Origin of the sequence: Allobosea caraganae, assembly GCF_003351345.1 — a bacterium.
Lineage (GTDB): Bacteria > Pseudomonadota > Alphaproteobacteria > Rhizobiales > Beijerinckiaceae > Allobosea > Allobosea caraganae.
In genome coordinates, this window is record NZ_QQTO01000007.1 from 106,571 (window position 1) to 123,275 (window position 16,705).

At 66.3% G+C, this 16,705-nt stretch carries 15 protein-coding genes and 3 tRNA genes; 12 read left to right on the plus strand and 6 right to left on the minus strand.

Annotated elements, in window-relative coordinates; translation table 11 throughout:
* Window positions 1-163 precede the first annotated feature (163 nt).
* Window positions 164-826: a hypothetical protein gene (locus DWF00_RS03205; protein ID WP_114829973.1), complete on the plus strand. Its 663-nt coding sequence runs from the start codon at window positions 164-166 to the stop codon at window positions 824-826.
* A gap of 114 nt (window positions 827-940) precedes the next feature.
* On the opposite strand, the gene eno is transcribed toward DWF00_RS03205, so the two are convergent.
* On the minus strand, window positions 941-2,224 hold the full coding sequence (eno, locus tag DWF00_RS03210) for a phosphopyruvate hydratase (protein ID WP_114829974.1): 1,284 nt from the start codon (window positions 2,222-2,224) through the stop codon (window positions 941-943).
* 129 nt (window positions 2,225-2,353) lie between these two features.
* Here eno and DWF00_RS03215 point away from each other — a divergent pair, with 129 nt between their 5' ends.
* Genes DWF00_RS03215 through queF form a run of 3 tightly spaced genes read left to right on the plus strand, consistent with a single transcriptional unit; the run spans window position 2,354 to window position 3,425 of the window.
* The gene (locus DWF00_RS03215) at window positions 2,354-2,650 is read left to right on the plus strand and encodes a type II toxin-antitoxin system RelE/ParE family toxin (protein ID WP_114829975.1); all 297 of its coding nucleotides are present in this window, start codon (window positions 2,354-2,356) and stop codon (window positions 2,648-2,650) included.
* A gap of 1 nt (window position 2,651) precedes the next feature.
* The gene (locus DWF00_RS03220; protein ID WP_114829976.1) at window positions 2,652-2,942 is read left to right on the plus strand and encodes an addiction module antidote protein; all 291 of its coding nucleotides are present in this window, start codon (window positions 2,652-2,654) and stop codon (window positions 2,940-2,942) included.
* 27 nt (window positions 2,943-2,969) lie between these two features.
* Window positions 2,970-3,425 carry a preQ(1) synthase gene (gene queF / locus DWF00_RS03225; RefSeq protein ID WP_114829977.1) on the plus strand — a complete coding sequence of 152 codons (456 nt, stop codon included), beginning with the start codon at window positions 2,970-2,972 and terminating at the stop codon, window positions 3,423-3,425.
* Between the two features lie 128 nt (window positions 3,426-3,553).
* Here queF and DWF00_RS03230 read toward each other — a convergent pair whose 3' ends face one another.
* The 3 genes from DWF00_RS03230 to DWF00_RS03240 all read right to left on the minus strand — a co-directional run bounded on the left by DWF00_RS03230 (window position 3,554) and on the right by DWF00_RS03240 (window position 7,159).
* Window positions 3,554-4,759 carry an MFS transporter gene (locus DWF00_RS03230; protein WP_114829978.1) on the minus strand — a complete coding sequence of 402 codons (1,206 nt, stop codon included), beginning with the start codon at window positions 4,757-4,759 and terminating at the stop codon, window positions 3,554-3,556.
* Window positions 4,756-5,625, minus strand: coding sequence for a 3-deoxy-8-phosphooctulonate synthase (gene kdsA / locus DWF00_RS03235; RefSeq protein WP_114830152.1), 870 nt, complete (start codon window positions 5,623-5,625; stop codon window positions 4,756-4,758). The genes DWF00_RS03230 and kdsA overlap by 4 nt, the downstream gene beginning before the upstream one ends.
* Window positions 5,626-5,689: 64 nt before the next feature.
* A complete protein-coding gene (locus tag DWF00_RS03240; RefSeq protein ID WP_114830153.1) occupies window positions 5,690-7,159 on the minus strand; it encodes a multicopper oxidase family protein in 1,470 nt (489 codons plus the stop codon).
* Window positions 7,160-7,347: 188 nt separating this feature from the next.
* On the opposite strand from DWF00_RS03240, the gene DWF00_RS03245 reads away from it, so the two are divergent.
* The 7 genes from DWF00_RS03245 (at window position 7,348) to DWF00_RS03275 (ending at window position 14,861) form a co-directional block, all read left to right on the plus strand.
* Window positions 7,348-7,432 (plus strand) — tRNA-Leu (locus tag DWF00_RS03245).
* Window positions 7,433-7,570: 138 nt separating this feature from the next.
* Entirely contained in the window at window positions 7,571-9,013 is a 1,443-nt protein-coding gene (gene tig / locus DWF00_RS03250; RefSeq protein WP_114829979.1) for a trigger factor, read from the plus strand.
* Window positions 9,014-9,291: 278 nt separating this feature from the next.
* A complete protein-coding gene (locus DWF00_RS03255) occupies window positions 9,292-9,915 on the plus strand; it encodes an ATP-dependent Clp protease proteolytic subunit (protein ID WP_114830154.1) in 624 nt (207 codons plus the stop codon).
* Between the two features lie 341 nt (window positions 9,916-10,256).
* Window positions 10,257-11,528, plus strand: a complete 1,272-nt coding sequence (gene clpX / locus DWF00_RS03260) for an ATP-dependent Clp protease ATP-binding subunit ClpX (protein ID WP_114829980.1) — start codon at window positions 10,257-10,259, stop codon at window positions 11,526-11,528.
* Window positions 11,529-11,913: 385 nt separating this feature from the next.
* On the plus strand, window positions 11,914-14,343 hold the full coding sequence (gene lon, locus DWF00_RS03265; RefSeq protein WP_114829981.1) for an endopeptidase La: 2,430 nt from the start codon (window positions 11,914-11,916) through the stop codon (window positions 14,341-14,343).
* A gap of 147 nt (window positions 14,344-14,490) precedes the next feature.
* Window positions 14,491-14,566 (plus strand) — tRNA-Val (locus DWF00_RS03270).
* A gap of 218 nt (window positions 14,567-14,784) precedes the next feature.
* Window positions 14,785-14,861 (plus strand) — tRNA-Asp (locus tag DWF00_RS03275).
* Between the two features lie 89 nt (window positions 14,862-14,950).
* Here DWF00_RS03275 and DWF00_RS03280 read toward each other — a convergent pair.
* Both DWF00_RS03280 and DWF00_RS03285 read right to left on the minus strand, forming a co-directional pair.
* Window positions 14,951-15,697 (minus strand): DUF882 domain-containing protein, encoded by a 747-nt coding sequence (locus DWF00_RS03280; protein ID WP_114829982.1) that lies wholly within the window; start codon window positions 15,695-15,697, stop codon window positions 14,951-14,953.
* Window positions 15,698-15,699: 2 nt separating this feature from the next.
* A complete protein-coding gene (locus DWF00_RS03285) occupies window positions 15,700-16,017 on the minus strand; it encodes an HdeA/HdeB family chaperone (RefSeq protein ID WP_114829983.1) in 318 nt (105 codons plus the stop codon).
* Between the two features lie 273 nt (window positions 16,018-16,290).
* Here DWF00_RS03285 and DWF00_RS03290 point away from each other — a divergent pair, with 273 nt between their 5' ends.
* Window positions 16,291-16,671, plus strand: a complete 381-nt coding sequence (locus DWF00_RS03290) for an NADH-quinone oxidoreductase subunit A (protein WP_425453047.1) — start codon at window positions 16,291-16,293, stop codon at window positions 16,669-16,671.
* The last annotated feature ends 34 nt before the right edge of the window (window positions 16,672-16,705 follow it).

Consider the following 16,705-nt stretch of genomic DNA (forward strand, 5'->3'; position numbering starts at 1 on the left):
GCAGCGCACAAGGGCGATAGGGCCAATCCTGCATGACCCTATGGCGCGGCTGGCGGGATGAGGTGCCGAAATGGCCGCAATTGCTCCGCTGCTGCGCCATTTTGTCGCCGTCTCGCTCGGGCCTTGATCGATCACGATTGAGGGAATGCCCAAGGGAGTGCCCATGAGCAACGACACCATTCCGGCGACGATCAGCCGGGTCCTGCGCGATTTCAGCGGCCAGGTCGCGATCTCCGTCGCCGCCTCGGCCGTGGCGGCCGCGATCTTCGCCTTCCCGGACATGCTGTCGTTTCGCGCGGGAGCGCCGGCACCGGCCGGGCTCTCGGTCGAAGCAGCTGCGAGCGATGCCCGGCTCCCGGCCCCGCAGGCCGGCAAGTTCGTGCAGCGGCATGGCGAGCAGGTGGGAGGCGCGGGCGATGCGACTGGCCATGGCCTGGTCCTGCCGGCGACGCTGATGATGCCGCTATCCGTGGCCTGGATCGCGCCGCTCCCGGCCGAGCCTGAGCCCATTCCGGTCGCCAGGCTCGAACGGCCGGCGCCATCCGCCCAGGTCGCGCGTGCGGCTGCCGGCACAACGCGCGAGCGCGGCCGGCTTGCGATTGCGCAACCCTTGCAGATCGCCTCGGTGCTTCAGGCAGCAGTGCCCGCGGCCGTGCAGGCGGACGCCGACAAGCCGGCGACGATCCTCGGCGTCGCGTTGCCCGACAGCGTCACGCGGGCAGGCCGCGCCATTGGCGGCGTTGCCGGCACGGTCGGTGCGGCCGGGAGCTGGACGGTCTCAGCCGCCTCGAGCCTGCTGCCGAGCTGGGGCAGCTCGGCGCGCTAGATCGCCGTGCGTCCTATCGGACGCAAAGTGGCGATCTAGGCTTTTGTTATTGCATCGGATCTTTCCGAAAACCGGATTCCACTTTTCGGTCCGATGCTCTAGGTCTATCGTTGCTCAGGCGAGCGCCTTCAGCGCGCTGCGGCCGGCATAGATCGCCTGAGTGCCGAGTTCTTCCTCGATGCGCAGGAGCTGGTTGTACTTGGCGGTGCGGTCGGAGCGGGCGAGCGAGCCGGTCTTGATCTGCCCGCAATTGGTCGCGACCGCGAGGTCAGCGATGGTCGAATCCTCGGTCTCGCCCGAACGGTGCGACATCACGGCGGTATAGCCGGCGCGCTGCGCCATATCGACGGCGGCGAGCGTCTCGGTCAGCGTGCCGATCTGGTTGACCTTGATCAGGATCGAGTTGGCCGTCTTCGCCTTGATGCCCCGCGACAGGCGCGTGACGTTGGTGACGAAGAGGTCGTCGCCGACGAGCTGGCACTTGGAGCCGACGAGGTCGGTCACGGCCTTCCAGCCCTCCCAATCGTCCTCCGACATGCCGTCCTCGATCGAGACGATCGGATAGTTGGCGACGAGCTTGGCGAGGTACTTGGCCTGCGCCTTCGGATCGCGGGTCTTGCGCTCGCCCTCATAGACATAGGCGCCGTCCTTGAAGAACTCGGTCGCCGCGCAGTCGAGCGCCAGCGCGATGTCCTCGCCCGGGCGGTAGCCGGCCTTCTCGACCGCCTGCATGACGAAGTCGAGCGCGGCCTCGGCCGATTTCAGGTTCGGCGCGAAGCCGCCCTCGTCGCCGACATTGGTGTTGTGGCCGGCATCGTGCAGGGCCTTCTTCAGGGTGTGGAACACCTCCGAGCCCATGCGCAGCGCCTCCGCGAAGGAGGGCGCGCCGACCGGCATGATCATGAATTCCTGGAAGTCGATCGGGTTGTCGGCATGGGCGCCGCCATTGACGATGTTCATCATCGGCACCGGCAGGACGCGGGCCGAGGTGCCGCCGACATAGCGGTAGAGCGCCAGGCCCGATGCGTCGGCCGCGGCCTTGGCGACGGCGAGCGAGACGCCCAAAATGGCGTTGGCGCCGAGGTTCTTCTTGTTCGGCGTGCCGTCGAGCTCGATCATCACCTGGTCGATCGCCGTCTGGTCCTCGGCGTCCATGGCGACGATGGCCTCGGCGATCGTGGTGTTGACGGCCTCGAGCGCCTTGAGCACGCCCTTGCCGAGATAGCGGCTCTTGTCGCCGTCGCGCAGCTCGACGGCCTCATGCGCGCCGGTCGAGGCGCCGGAGGGAACGGCGGCGCGGCCCATCGAGCCGTCCTCGAGCACGACATCGACCTCGACCGTAGGATTGCCGCGGCTGTCGAGGATCTGGCGGCCGATGATGTCGATGATCGCGGTCATGGGAAGCTCCGGGCTTGGCGTCGGCTTGGACGAGACAAATGGATGCCGGGCTTCTCTAGCCAAGCGCGGGCGCGACGGGAAGGGGAAGCGGCCTTGACGGATTGTAATTTATAAATTACGAGCCCTGCCATGATCCGATTGAGGCAGACCGAGACCTTTCGGAAATGGGAGCGCAAGCTCAAGGATCAGAAGGCGAGAGCGGCGATTGCCGCCCGCCTGTTTCGGTTCGCGAATGGCCTTGCCGGAGATGTTTCGCCTGTCGGCGATGGCGTCAGCGAACTGCGCATTCACTACGGCCCAGGCTATCGCATCTACTTCCAGCAGCGGGGCGAGGAGATCGTCATTCTGCTCTGTGGCGGCGACAAGAGCACGCAGGATCGGGATATCAAGACGGCGAAGCAACTCGCCGTTCAATGGGAAGATTAGGATGGCAGAGAAGCTCTACGACTATGATCCCGCCGACGCCCTGAAATCGGACGAGGCGATCGAGGTCTTCCTCAGCGACGCGTTCGAGAGCGGTGATGCGCGCTATATCGCCAAGGCTCTGGGAGTGGTCGCTCGCGCCAAGGGCATGACGAAGATCGCCCGCGAAACCGGTCTTGCGCGTGAGCAGCTCTATAAATCGCTCAGCGAAAACGGTAATCCCACGCTCGAAACCACCTTGGCTGTCTTGAAAGCGATCGGCTTCGAAATCACCGGCAAGCGTCACGCTGCCTGAGCCCGAGCGCGACGGAGTAACTCTGAAATGACCATCGACGCCTCGACGCTGCAGCTCGGCCACGCCACCGCCTTGCCGGCCTCGCCTGAAGAAGCCCGCCTCGACCGCGTGCCCAATCCGCATGAAGGCACGCATTATCTCGCCCGCTTCACCTGCCCGGAATTCACCTCGATCTGCCCGGTCACCGGCCAGCCCGATTTCGGCATCCTGGTGATCGACTACCTGCCCGGCCAATGGCTGGTCGAATCGAAGTCGCTGAAGCTCTACCTCAACTCCTTCCGCAACCACGGCGCCTTCCACGAGGACTGCACCGTCCGCATCGGCAAGAAGCTGGTCGAGCTCTTGGAGCCGGAATGGTTCCGCATCGGCGGCTACTGGTACCCGCGCGGCGGCATCCCGATCGACGTGTTCTGGCAAACCGGCAAGCCGCCGGAAGGGCTCTGGCTGCCGGATCAGGGCGTCGCGCCCTATCGCGGGCGCTGAGCCACCACCGTCATTGCGAGGAGCGCAGCGACGAAGCAATCCAGGGGGGCTGAGTGCGCGGCCGCCCCTGGATTGCTTCGCTGCGCTCGCAATGACGGCGGTGGTTCGGCACCGGTCGGCCGCAGGGGCTAGGTCCGGCTCCCCGCCAACGGCAAAATCCGCGGCGTCAGGAAGCCGAGCAGGCCGATGGCTGCCGCGAAGAGCAGCACGGCGCCGCTCGTCCCCAGCAGATGCAGCGCCAGCCCCATGATCACGGGGCCGAGCGCATGGCCCATGAACAGCGAGCAGGCGAAGAGCGCCATGCCCGAGCTGCGCGCCGTGGGAGCGAGTTCGGTCGCCTGCGCCTGGAAGGTGCCGTGCATCAGGAAGAAGCCGAAGCCGTTCAGCACGAAGAAGCCAAAGGCGCTCCACCAGGGCAGGAAGGGCAGGGCGAAGAGCGCAAAGCCCAGCGCCATCAGCAGGCCGCCGACCGTCGTCATCCGCGCCGGGCCGAGCCGTTCGACCAGGACGCGCGTCAACATGCCGTAGACGATGCCGCCGACACCGGTGCCGGCAATAACGAGTCCGGCGAGCGACGGGCCGATGCCGGAGCGCTCCTGCAGGATCGCGGCGACATAGGGCGGCATGCCGAAGATCAGGCTGCCCTCGGTGATCACCAGCGCATAGATCAGCTTGGTGCGCGGATTGGCGAAGACGGTGCCGTAATTCGCCAGCGCGTTCCTGAAGCTGAGCGGCAGCCGCGCCGCATCCGGCCGCGGCTTCAGCACCAGCACCACCAGCAGGGCCGCGACGGCCGCCAGCGCCGCCGCCGCGACGAAGACGCTGCGCCAGCCGATATGCTCGGCGATCACGCCCGAGCAGGCTGCGCCCGCCATCTGGCCGACGATCATCAGCACCAGGAAGCGCCCGAGCATGACCTGCCGCTCGGCCATCGGGGCGCGGTCGCCGATCGCCGCCATCGCGACCGGGATGACGCCGCCGGCGGCGATGCCGGTCGCGGCGCGCACCGCCGTCAGCATCTCGAAGGAGAGGGCGAAGCTCGCCGCAAGCGAGAGCAGCGCGAGGATGAAGAGGCAGGCGCTGATCGTCCGCAGCTTGCCGACCGAGTCGGCGACCGGCCCGAGGAAGGGCTGGCCAATCGCATAGGAAAAGGAGAAGGCCGTTGCCATGCCGGCCACCTGCGCGATGCTCCGGCCGAAGTCAGCGGCGAGTGTCGGCACCAGCGGATCGACGAGCCGCATCGTGAAGGTCGAGGCGAAGCCGCAGGCTCCGAGGACCAGGATGAGCGGGCGTAGCGAGGCGGATGTGGCTGGTGGCGGCAGCGAGACGTTCATGCGCCATGAACAGGCGCGGACCTTGCCTTGGCAAGGCGATCGAACGCTTGCAGCTCTGCGATCAGCGCAGGGAAGTCCCTGAGCGGCACCATGTTCGGCCCGTCGGACGGCGCGTTGTCCGGGTCGGGATGGGTCTCGATGAAGACGCCGGCGACGCCGACCGCGACCGCCGCCCGCGCCAGCACCGGCACGAACTCGCGCTGGCCGCCGGAAGAGGCGCCCTTGCCGCCCGGCTGCTGCACCGAATGGGTCGCGTCGAAGATCACGGGAGCGCCGATCTCGGCCATGATCGGCAGCGCGCGCATATCGGTGACCAGCGTGTTGTAGCCGAAGGAAGCGCCGCGCTCGGTCACCATCACGTCGGGATTGCCGCTCTCGGTGATCTTGGCGGCGACGTTGACCATGTCCCAGGGTGCCAGGAACTGGCCCTTCTTGACGTTGACGACGCGGCCGGTCTTGGCGGCTGCGACCAGAAGGTCGGTCTGGCGGCAGAGGAAGGCGGGGATCTGCAGCACGTCGACCACCTCGGCCACGACAGCGCATTGCGAGGCGTCGTGCACGTCGGTCAGCACTGGCAGGCCGGTCCTCTCGCGGATTTCGGCGAAGACGGGCAGGGCAGCTTCCAGCCCCATGCCGCGCTGGCCCTTCACGCTGGTGCGGTTGGCCTTGTCGAACGAGGTCTTGAAAACCAGCCCGATATCAAGGCTGTCAGCCATCTCCTTGAGAGCGAGCGCGATCTCCAGCGCATGCTCGCGGCTCTCCATCTGGCAGGGCCCGGCGATCAGCGACAGCGGCAGGGCGTTGCCGAAGCGCACCGGCCTGGCGAGGTCGGCGCCGATCGTGACGATGGCATTGGCAACGGTCATGGCGAAATCCAATCCTGAAAGTTCGGGCCGGCTTACGGCGCTGAGGTCGGCAGGGTCAACCCGCTCACGTGACCTCGAACCAGGTCCAGAGCCCGAGATCGAAACGCTCCAGCACGGTCGAGGAGATCAGCCAGCGGCCAGGATTGTCGGCGATGAAGGCGATGTGCAGCTTGCGGCCTTCCGGCACCTGCACCGTGTCGAGGAAATAGGCCTCCCAGCCGTCGTCGAGCGGGTGCAGCAGCCGGAAGCTGTGGCCATGGACGTGCAGCGGCTGCGGAAAGGCGGTCTTGTTGTCGATGCCGATCACCACCGGCGTGCCGCGCTTGACGCTGAACAGCGGCTTGCCATTGGCCTCGCCGACGCCGCCATTGAGCGTCCAGGGCTTGGCCAGGTCGAGCCCGGCAAGGTCGAGCTTGGTGTCGGGCAGGAGCCTGGCACCGCCCGCGATCACGATCTCGCTGCGCCGCGCATCCTGCAGGCGCACGGCGGCAGGCAAAGCCGGATTCGGCTTCAGCATCGCGATGGGCGTGGCCTGCGTCCTCTTCGGTCCCTCGGCGACGAAGCGCACGAGCGGCACGCCCGAGCTGATCAGCGCCGTCACGATCGCGGTCGCGCCGTCCTCCTCCGGCATGTCGAAGATCAGGTCGTAGCGCGTGCCGGGCGGGAAGGGCAGTTGCCCGCGCACCGGCTCGAAATTCTCGGTCGGCTGGCTATCGACGGCGATGACGATGGGCTTCATCCCATCGAAGCGCAGCCGCGTGATCCTCGCGTTGCAGGCATTGGCCAGCCTGATCCGGACGCGCGCGCCGGGCGCGACCGCGACGCGCTGCGGCGGCGCCTTGCCGTTGGCGGTCAGCCAGCTGCCGAGCCGGCCGGCCGCGGCGTTCTCCGCAGCCTTGGCGTCGAACGGCTTGAGCACCTGGTCGTCGCCGAGCAGCCAGTCGTCGATCAGCACGGGCAGGTCGAGATCGACCGGCGGCGGGTTCTCCTCCTCCACGATGAGGAAGCCGCTCAGGCCGCGTTCGGCCGGCTCCGACGAGCCTCCGATCACAAGCGGCCGGTAGAGGTAGCTGCCCGAATCGGGCGGCGTCAGCGCGTATTCGAAGCTGGTGCCGGGCGCGATCGGCGGTTGGCTGAAGCCGCCGACGCCATCCATCTCCGACTGGCCGCGCAGGCCGTGCCAATGCAGCGAGAGCGGGGCGGTCGTCTTGTTCTCGACCAGAAGCCGGGTCTTCTCGCCTTGCTTCGCCCTGAGAACCGGCCCGGGCGTCGCGCCGTCGAAGGCCCAGATCTCCGTCTCAGGTGCCGGCGCCGGACGCAGCCGCACCTTGGCCGGGGCGGCCGTGAGCGTGCGGATGGCGGGCTTTACGGCGGCGGCGGGCGGCGTGATCGTCGGCGGGGTGCCCGCCGGCTGTTGGGCGGCAGCTCGCTCAGTCAGCAGCAGGGCGGCGGCCATGGCGCCAAACCCGGTCAGCGTCGCGCGTCGCGTCGGCTCGGTTGCGGATGGCGGGCGGCTTTGGCTGCGGTCGGTCATGGTCAGCGGCATAATCCGCCCGGCGCGATCTGGCGAGAGGGCGTGCACAGGTGCTCCGACGGTCCCTCGCCAGCCGACCTTCGCAGAAACGTCGCATTTTTTTGCTGCATGGTCCGTCCGAAATGCGTATAGCACCGCGGCCCAACGATGGCGGCGCTGCGCTTGCTCGCACGCGGCGCCTCGGGTCGGCGGGCGTGGCGGAACTGGTAGACGCACTGGATTTAGGTTCCAGCGGCGAAAGTCGTGGGGGTTCGAGTCCCTCCGCCCGCACCAGTGGCTTGCGATTGCGTCGGGATGATTGGTCCTGAGGAATCACATGCCGGGCATTGACGGAATTTCGCGAGCGCGGCGGCGGTTACCCGGCGTCGCGCTTTGGACATTGAAGTAAAGAGCTGTTGGCGGATCAGAACGATGAACGTGACCGAAACCCTGTCCCAGGGCCTCAAGCGCGAATTTCAGGTGGTGCTGAACGCCACCGACCTCAAGACGCGGCTCGATGACAGCCTGCAGGACCTCCAGGGCAAGGCCAAGATCAACGGCTTCCGTCCGGGCAAGGTCCCGGTCGCGCATCTGCGCCGGCTTTATGGCCGCTCGGTCATGGCCGATGTCGTGCAGAACGCGGTCAACGAGGCCAACCAGAAGATCGTCGCCGATAACGGCCTGAAGCTCGCCTTCGAGCCGCAGATCCGTTTCCCGGAGAACAAGGACGAGATCGAGGCCGCGATGGAGGCCAAGGGCGACCTCGCCTTCACCGTCGCGCTCGAAGTGCTGCCCAAGATCGAGATCGCCGACCTCTCGGACGTCTCGCTGGTCAAGCCCGTCGCCGAGGTGCCGGATTCCGAAGTCGATGCCGCCTTGGAGCGCATGGCCTCGTCGAACCGCACCTTCGCCTCGAAGGGCGAGAAGGCCAAGGCCGCCACCGGCGACCGCCTGCTGATCTCCTTCGTCGGCACGCTCGAGGGCCAGCCCTTCGACGGCGGCACGGGCGAGGGCATCCCGCTTGACCTCGGCTCCGGCCAGTTCATCCCCGGCTTCGAGGAGCAGCTCGAAGGCGTCAAGACCGGCGAGAAGCGCACCGTCAAGGTGACCTTCCCCGAGAACTACACCGCGACCCATCTCGCCGGTAAGGCGGCCGAGTTCGAGGTCACGGTCGACGACGTGCAGGGCCCGGAAGCCGTCAAGATCGACGACGAGCTCGCCAAGGCCTTCGGCATGGAATCGCTCGATTCGCTCAAGACCGCGATTCGCGAGCAGATCGGCCGCGATTTCGTCGCCCAGTCGCGCCGCAAGGTGAAGAAGAGCCTGCTCGACGCGCTCGACGGCAAGTACACCTTCGAACTGCCGCCGACCCTGGTTGAGCAGGAGTTCGCCAGCGTCTGGAGTCAGGTCGAGACCGACATGAAGGAGGCGAAGAAGAGCTTCGCCGATGAGGGCACGACCGAGGACGAGGCCCGCGCCGAGTACCGCAAGATCGCCGAGCGCCGCGTCCGCCTCGGCCTCGTGCTGGCCGAGATCGGCGAGCAGGCCAAGGTCCAGATTTCGGATGACGAGGTCACCCAGGCCCTGGTCGAGCGTGCCCGCCAGTTCCCCGGCCAGGAGAAGCAGGTCTGGGAGTTCTACCAGAAGAACCCGCAGGCCCTCGCCGAGATCCGCGCCCCGATCTTCGAGGAGAAGGTCGTCGATCATCTGCTCGGCCAGGTGAAGGTCGAGGACCAGACGGTCAGCCGCGAGGCTCTCTACGCCGACGAGGATTCGGACGAGGCTCCCGCCGCCGAGGCCAAGCCGAAGAAGGCCGCCGCCAAAAAGGCCAAGAAGGCCGAGCCCAAGGACTCCGACGCGGCCGAAGACGCCTAGAGCCGGATGATTTGCGTTGGAATCGCAAAGCGTTTCCAACGCAAATCTGAATCCGTCTCTCAGCTAAGAACAGAGCATGATGTCGTCCGAAAACCGCTTCGCACTTTTCGGCATCATGCTCCGCCTGAGGCGCTCGGAAACCTTGATCTCAGATTTGGCGCCGCCCGGCTTCCTGCGGGGCGGCGCTTCCCTTTTCAGCAGCCACAAGCGTGCTTATGTGGTGGCTCTCACGACATCCGCTGATTCCCGGCGCCCGCGATCTCAAGGATAAAACCATGCTGCGCGATCCGATCGAGACCTACAACAATCTCGTCCCGATGGTGGTCGAGCAGTCGAGCCGCGGCGAGCGTGCCTTCGACATCTATTCCCGCCTGCTGCGCGAGCGCATCATCTTCCTGACCGGCCCGGTCGAGGATTACTCCGCTTCGCTGATCGTGGCCCAGCTGCTCTTCCTCGAGGCCGAGAACCCGAAGAAGGAGATCTCCTTCTACATCAACTCGCCCGGCGGCGTGGTCACCTCGGGCCTCTCGATCTACGACACGATGCAGTTCATCCGCTGCCCGGTCACGACGCTCTGCGTCGGCCAAGCCGCCTCGATGGGCTCGCTCCTGCTGACCGCCGGTGCCAAGGACATGCGCTTCGCCCTGCCGAACGCCCGCATCATGGTGCACCAGCCCTCCGGCGGCTATCAGGGCCAGGTCACCGACATCCTGATCCACGCCCGCGAGGTCGAGAGCCTGAAGCGCCGGCTGAACGAGATCTACGTCAAGCACACCGGCCGCAGCTACGAGGACGTCGAATCGGCGCTGGAGCGCGACAACTTCATGACCGCCGAGGCGGCCCGCGATTTCGGCCTGATCGACAAAGTCATCGACAAGCGCTCTGACGAGGCCGCTGCCTGAGCTGGGCCGGCATCACGGAAGATCAAGGCGCGAGCGCCGCAAAAAAGCCTCGCGTCTTGCTGCATCATGTTTTGAGCCGGCTGCGACCACTGGCCCCGTTGCCTGTGGGTTGGCGTCGCCGGCCGAAGCCCCCATATTGCAAGGGGGGCGGCCCCATGTTTGCATGGGGAATCGGACGAGCTGCATAGCGCTCGGTTTTGGGTCAGCTTTTCGGGTCGGGTGTGCCGGTCTGCGACGTTAACCTAATAATCGTGAACTGAGCGCCCTATTATGACGGAGAGACGACGCCTGCATCTGCGCTTGCTGATGTGAGCCTCCGGCTCCGGGAATGGAGATGGACGATGAGTAAGGTCAGCGGCAGCGGCGATTCGAAGAGCACGCTCTACTGCTCTTTCTGCGGCAAGAGCCAGCACGAGGTTCGCAAGCTGATTGCGGGACCGACCGTGTTCATCTGCGACGAATGCGTCGAGCTCTGCATGGACATCATCCGCGAGGAATCGAAATCCGCGCTGGTGAAGTCGAAGGACGGCGTGCCGACTCCGAAGGAGATCCGCAAGGTCCTCGACGATTACGTCATTGGCCAGGATCACGCCAAGAAGGTGCTCTCGGTCGCGGTTCACAACCACTACAAGCGCCTGTCGCACGCGACGAAGCACAACGACGTCGAGCTCGCCAAGTCGAACATCCTGCTGATCGGGCCGACCGGCTCGGGCAAGACGCTGCTCGCGCAGACGCTGGCCCGCATCCTCGACGTGCCCTTCACCATGGCCGATGCGACGACGCTGACCGAGGCCGGCTATGTCGGCGAGGACGTCGAGAACATCATCCTGAAGCTGCTCCAGGCCTCCGACTACAATGTCGAGCGGGCCCAGCGCGGCATCGTCTACATCGACGAGATCGACAAGATCAGCCGCAAGTCGGACAACCCCTCGATCACCCGCGACGTCTCGGGCGAGGGCGTCCAGCAGGCGCTGCTCAAGATCATGGAGGGCACGGTCGCCTCGGTGCCGCCGCAGGGCGGGCGCAAGCATCCGCAGCAGGAATTCCTCCAGGTCGACACCACCAACATCCTCTTCATCTGCGGCGGCGCCTTCGCCGGGCTCGACAAGATCATCTCGAGCCGCGGCAAGGGCACCTCGATCGGCTTCGGCGCGACCGTGAAGGCGCCGGACGATCGCCGCACCGGTGCGATCTTCCGCGAGGTCGAGCCCGAGGACCTGCTGAAGTTCGGCCTGATCCCCGAGTTCGTCGGCCGCCTGCCGGTCCTGGCGACGCTGGAGGACCTCGACGAGGCCGCGCTCAAGACCATCCTCACCGAGCCGAAGAACGCGCTGGTCAAGCAGTACCAGCGCCTCTTCGAGATGGAGGATACCGAGCTCACCTTCACCGACGAGGCGGTCAGCCTGATCGCCCGCAAGGCGATCGAGCGCAAGACCGGCGCGCGCGGCCTGCGCTCGATCATGGAGGGCATCCTGCTCGAGACCATGTACGAGCTGCCGGGGCTGGAAGGCGTCGAGCAGGTCGTGATCGGGCCGGAGGCGGTCGAGACCAAGTCGCGCCCGCTCTTCATCTATTCCGAGCGCGAGGACGAGGCGAAATCGGCCTCGGCCTGATCGCCCTAGCGACAGCACAAGCTCGTGAACGCGCGCCCCGTGGCGCGCGTTTTGCGTTGTGGGTCCACTGCTTTCGGGCATGGATTGGGCGCGACGAACCGGTCGTCCGACGCCTGTTCCACGTTCTCCTGGCGCGCGTTTTGCGTATAGAACATGGCTGGTCTGCCGCAGGCCTCGATTTGCGATAATCCAGCATGGGATGACGTAGCGGGCAGCTTGAAAGCCGGCGCGGAAATCTCCACCTTGGTCTCACTCGCGAGAGTCGCGTGCCTGTCTAGGGCGCGGCCGGCGAGGGTGGATGGGGTGAATAGTCGTCTCAGGCCGCTTACGTCCGATCGCTCCGCCCATGAGGGGGTCCGCCGGGCGCAACCACAAAGGATAAGTCATGACTGGCTCGGCGCCCCGCGCTCCATTCGTTCCTGGTGAGACCGGCACCTATCCGGTTCTTCCCCTGCGTGACATCGTGGTCTTCCCGCATATGATCGTGCCGCTCTTCGTCGGCCGCGAGAAGTCGATCCGCGCGCTCGAGGAGGTGGTCAAGACCGACGGGCTGATCCTGCTCGCCACCCAGAAGAATGCCGGCGACGACGACCCGGCGACCAAGGACATTTACGAGATCGGCACGCTCGCCCGCGTGCTCCAGCTGCTGAAGCTGCCCGACTCCACCGTCAAGGTGCTGGTCGAGGGCGTCGGCCGCGCCAAGGCCACGGGCTATGTCGCCGACGAGACCTTCTACCAGGCCGAGGCCGTCGCGCTCGCCGAGGAAGATGGCAAGAAGGTCGAGGTCGAGGCGCTCGGCCGCTCGGTCGTCAGCGAGTTCGAGAGCTATGTGAAGCTCAACAAGAAGATCTCGCCCGAGATCGTCGCCGCCGTCTCGCAGATCGACGAGCCCTCCAAGCTCGCCGACACCGTCGCCTCGCATCTGGCTGTGAAGATCGCCGACCGGCAGGCCGTGCTCGAGGTCGTCAACGTCGCGCACCGGCTGGAGAAGGTGCTCTCGCTGATGGAAAGCGAGATGTCCGTCCTCCAGGTCGAGAAGCGCATCCGCTCGCGCGTCAAGCGCCAGATGGAGAAGACCCAGCGCGAGTACTACCTCAACGAGCAGATGAAGGCGATCCAGAAGGAGCTGGGCGACGGCGAGGAAGGCCGCGACGAGCTGGCCGAGCTGGAGGAGCGCATCGCCAACACCAAGCTCTCCAAGGAGGCCCGCGACAAGGCGATGGCGGAGATGAAGAAGCTCCGCCAGATGTCGCCCATGTCGGCGGAGGCGACCGTCGTGCGCAACTACCTCGACTGGATGCTCGGCATCCCGTGGGGCAAGAAGTCGAAGATCAAGAAGGACCTCAACGTCGCCCAGGCGGTGCTCGACGACGACCATTACGGCCTCGACAAGGTCAAGGACCGCATCGTCGAATACCTTGCCGTGCAGCAGCGCACCAACCGGCTCGCCGGTCCGATCCTGTGCCTCGTCGGCCCTCCGGGCGTCGGCAAGACCTCGCTCGGCAAGTCGATCGCCAAGGCGACCGGCCGCGAGTTCGTGCGCATGTCGCTCGGCGGCGTGCGTGACGAGGCCGAGATCCGCGGCCACCGCCGCACCTATATCGGCTCGATGCCCGGCAAGATCATCCAGTCGATGAAGAAGGCCAAGACCTCGAACCCGCTCATCCTGCTCGACGAGATCGACAAGATGGGCCAGGACTTCCGCGGCGATCCGTCGGCGGCCCTGCTCGAGGTGCTCGATCCCGAGCAGAACGCCGCCTTCAACGACCACTACCTGGAGGTCGACTACGACCTCTCGAACGTGATGTTCGTGACCACGGCCAACACGCTGAACATTCCGCCGGCCCTGCTGGACCGGATGGAGGTGATCAGGCTCGCCGGCTATACCGAGGAAGAGAAGGTCGAGATCGCGCGTCGCCACCTGATCCCGGGTGCGATCAAGAAGCACGGCCTCGAATCCAAGGAATGGTCGATCGACGACGAGGCCCTGCTGACGCTGGTGCGGCGCTATACCCGCGAGGCCGGCGTCCGCAACCTGGAGCGCGAGCTCTCCAACACCATCCGCAAGGCGGTGAAGGACATCGTGCTGGCGAAGAAGAAGAGGGTCGCCGTCACCACCCCGGTGCTCGAGGAGTACCTCGGCCCGCCGCGCTTCCGCTATGGTGAGGCTGAGACCGAGGATCAGGTCGGTGTCGTCACCGGTCTGGCCTGGACCGAGGCCGGCGGCGAGCTGCTGACGATCGAAGGCGTCATGATGCCCGGCAAGGGCAAGATGACCGTCACCGGCAACCTGCGCGACGTGATGAAGGAATCGATCTCGGCGGCGGCGTCCTACGTCCGCTCGCGCGCCATCGATTTCGGCATCGAGCCGCCGCTCTTCGACCGGCGCGACATCCACGTCCACGTTCCCGAGGGGGCGACCCCGAAGGACGGTCCCTCGGCCGGCATCGCGATGGCCACGGCCATCGTCTCGGTCCTGACCGGCATCCCGGTCCGCCGCGATCTCGCCATGACCGGCGAGGTGACGCTGCGGGGCAGGGCGCTGCCGATCGGCGGCCTCAAGGAGAAGCTCCTGGCGGCCCTGCGCGGCGGCATCAAGAAGGTGCTGATCCCGGAGGACAACGCCAAGGATCTGGTCGACCTGCCCAAGTCCGTGAAGAACGGGCTGGAGATCGTCCCGGTCTCGCGCATGGAGCAGGTGCTCCAGCACGCGCTGGTGCGCCAGCCCGTGCCGATCGTCTGGGAAGAGGACCTGACCACCTTGCGGCCGAAGTCGGCGGAGGATGACGCGGCGGGCGGTTTCGTCGCCCACTGAAGTCTTATACCGTCGGGAATCATCAACCGCCGACCTTCGGGTCGGCGGTTTTTCATATCGGCGTGGCCGCGAGAATGAGCGGCATTCTTGGGAAAGCGGTTGTCGAGGCTTGAAGGCGCCTTAGCTAGGCCTTAAACGCTGCCTGAAGGGCGGTTAGCTCAGTTGGTAGAGCATCTCGTTTACACCGAGAGGGTCGGCGGTTCGAGCCCGTCACCGCCCACCAGGCTTCATGCGGCGCAGCTCTCGATTCGGGGATGGGCTTGCCGCCTGACCCGCTGCGTTAAAGTTCCATTCAGAACGAAATTGCGTTTCGCCGGCTTTGCCGGGTCGATTGGTTCGGTTTGCGTGGATGGTTCAATTTGCCGGCGTGAGGTGCTTGACACTTCGGGCCGGGGGCCATAATCCCAACCCCGCTGGCGACCGAGGTCGTCAGCCGCCCGCGCGGGCGTAGCTCAGTTGGTTAGAGTGCCGGCCTGTCACGCCGGAGGTCGCGGGTTCGAGCCCCGTCGCCCGCGCCATTTTTCCTTTCTCTTCCATCGACATATCCAAAGCAGCCGACCCGGCGTACGATTTTGCGCTGGGCGATTTGCACGCCGATGGCCAGCCCTCACCAGGGCCGGCGCGGCCCGGTGTCGATATGGATCAGCCCGTTCCAGTAGACCTTGTGGCCGCCGACCTCCGGCAGGCCGCGCGCATAGTCGAGCACCACGCGCGGGCGCACGCCCGGCACGCGAAAATCCATCGCCTCGCAGCGCTTGTGATAGGAGCCGCGCCGCGCCCGCCAGGGCGGCCGCCAGGTCGAGGTCACCTTCACTGCCCCGTACTTATCGACGATCTTGCCGAGGATCGCCTTGAGCACTTGCGGCAGGCAGGCTGTCGAGGTGCCGGGGTCGGTGCTGATTCCCGGCTTGTCCGGCTTCTCGTTCGGATCGAACTCGGGCTCGGCACCTGCCTTCTGGCCGGGCGTGAGCTGCGGCCATTCCGGCCCTTCGTCTTCGTCCGGTTCGGTGACGGCGGGAGAATCGGGCCCGGCCGGATTCGTCTGCACCGGCGCGGTCGGGACCAGCACCGGCGGCGCCTCGACCGAGGCCGGCGCCGTCACCGTCGGTATGGGGGGCTGGACAGCGACCGTGGGGGGCGGAGCAGCTGGCGGCGGCACGATCAGCGCCGGCAATGTCGGCTTCGCCGGGAGGTCGAGGTCGAAGGGCCGCTCGGGGGGTAGCGGCGCCCGCATCATCTGCCCTTGCGCTTGCGCGTGGCTCGCCGCGAGCATGGCGGTGAATGCGATCAGCGGGAGCAGGGAAGAGGCCGGACGTGCTGTCTTGGCTGCGCCCGCGAAGGTCGGCGTCGGCATGGTCAGGGTGCCGGGGCGAAGACGGCGCGCGTCTCGGCGCTGAGGAGCGAGAGCTGCGGCGACTTTCCGCACAAGGCCTGCAATGCGGCCGGGGCCGCGATGATCTTATCAAGATCGAGCAAGGGCTTTTGCCCGCCACCGGCGAAATAGCCGGCGAGCCAGAGCGAAAGCTGTGCCTGGTCGTTGCCGTTCATCCCGGAGAAATCGGCGCAGGTCGCGCGGGTCAGGTCGATGCTCTGGGCCCGGGCGGCACTGCCAGCGCCGAGCAGGGGCGCCGCCAGCGCCGCCAGGACCGCCAGATTACGAGGGTATCGAGGCATATGACGGTCCCATGGCGCAGGAGAAGCCGATTCGCGTTCATCCTGTCGTGCCGCGCGTTCGCCAACCAGTCAAATTGCGGCTAAACCACCGAAATCCGCGCTGCCGATGGGTGATCCGCCGCTTTCCCCGGCGGCTTTACCGACCGTAATGCGCCACATTCATCCCCCTTGGGCGATTGTGCGGCGCGGCGAACCCTTGCAGGATTCTAAAGCAGGGGCTAATCGACTGCCATGCGTGCGTCATGCTGGGCGCAGCGCGAAGCGAGGTAGTCCATGCAAGCTCTTCCGGTGCCGTCCTTGCTGAACGACTACCTGCCGCTCGCCATCTTCATCGGCGTCTCGCTCGTCATCGGCCTGGCCCTGCTGATCGCGCCCTTCGCGGTGGCCTATTCGAAGCCGGATGCCGAGAAGCTCTCGGCCTATGAGTGCGGCTTCAACGCCTTCGACGATGCCCGCATGAAATTCGACGTGCGCTTCTATCTCGTCGCCATCCTGTTCATCATCTTCGACCTCGAGGTCGCCTTCCTGTTCCCGTGGGCCGTCGCGTTCGGCGGCCTCGGCTGGTATGGCTTCTGGTCGATGATGATCTTCCTGGGCGTGCTGACCGTCGGCTTCGTCTACGAGTGGCGCAAGGGCGCCCTGGAATGGGACTAGCCGCTGGTTGATCGGCGTTGGACGGCAGGCGGTA

What these genes read in the sequence shown, in the direction of transcription:
- DWF00_RS03205 (WP_114829973.1), top strand. Translation starts at nt 164, where the DNA reads ATGAGCAACGACACCATTCCGGCGACGATCAGCCGGGTCCTGCGCGAT.
- eno (WP_114829974.1), bottom strand. Translation starts at nt 2,224, where the DNA reads ATGACCGCGATCATCGACATCATCGGCCGCCAGATCCTCGACAGCCGC.
- DWF00_RS03215 (WP_114829975.1), top strand. Translation starts at nt 2,354, where the DNA reads ATGATCCGATTGAGGCAGACCGAGACCTTTCGGAAATGGGAGCGCAAG.
- DWF00_RS03220 (WP_114829976.1), top strand. Translation starts at nt 2,652, where the DNA reads ATGGCAGAGAAGCTCTACGACTATGATCCCGCCGACGCCCTGAAATCG.
- queF (WP_114829977.1), top strand. Translation starts at nt 2,970, where the DNA reads ATGACCATCGACGCCTCGACGCTGCAGCTCGGCCACGCCACCGCCTTG.
- DWF00_RS03230 (WP_114829978.1), bottom strand. Translation starts at nt 4,759, where the DNA reads ATGAACGTCTCGCTGCCGCCACCAGCCACATCCGCCTCGCTACGCCCG.
- kdsA (WP_114830152.1), bottom strand. Translation starts at nt 5,625, where the DNA reads ATGACCGTTGCCAATGCCATCGTCACGATCGGCGCCGACCTCGCCAGG.
- DWF00_RS03240 (WP_114830153.1), bottom strand. Translation starts at nt 7,159, where the DNA reads ATGACCGACCGCAGCCAAAGCCGCCCGCCATCCGCAACCGAGCCGACG.
- tig (WP_114829979.1), top strand. Translation starts at nt 7,571, where the DNA reads ATGAACGTGACCGAAACCCTGTCCCAGGGCCTCAAGCGCGAATTTCAG.
- clpX (WP_114829980.1), top strand. Translation starts at nt 10,257, where the DNA reads ATGAGTAAGGTCAGCGGCAGCGGCGATTCGAAGAGCACGCTCTACTGC.
- lon (WP_114829981.1), top strand. Translation starts at nt 11,914, where the DNA reads ATGACTGGCTCGGCGCCCCGCGCTCCATTCGTTCCTGGTGAGACCGGC.
- DWF00_RS03280 (WP_114829982.1), bottom strand. Translation starts at nt 15,697, where the DNA reads ATGCCGACGCCGACCTTCGCGGGCGCAGCCAAGACAGCACGTCCGGCC.
- DWF00_RS03285 (WP_114829983.1), bottom strand. Translation starts at nt 16,017, where the DNA reads ATGCCTCGATACCCTCGTAATCTGGCGGTCCTGGCGGCGCTGGCGGCG.
- DWF00_RS03290 (WP_425453047.1), top strand. Translation starts at nt 16,291, where the DNA reads ATGCAAGCTCTTCCGGTGCCGTCCTTGCTGAACGACTACCTGCCGCTC.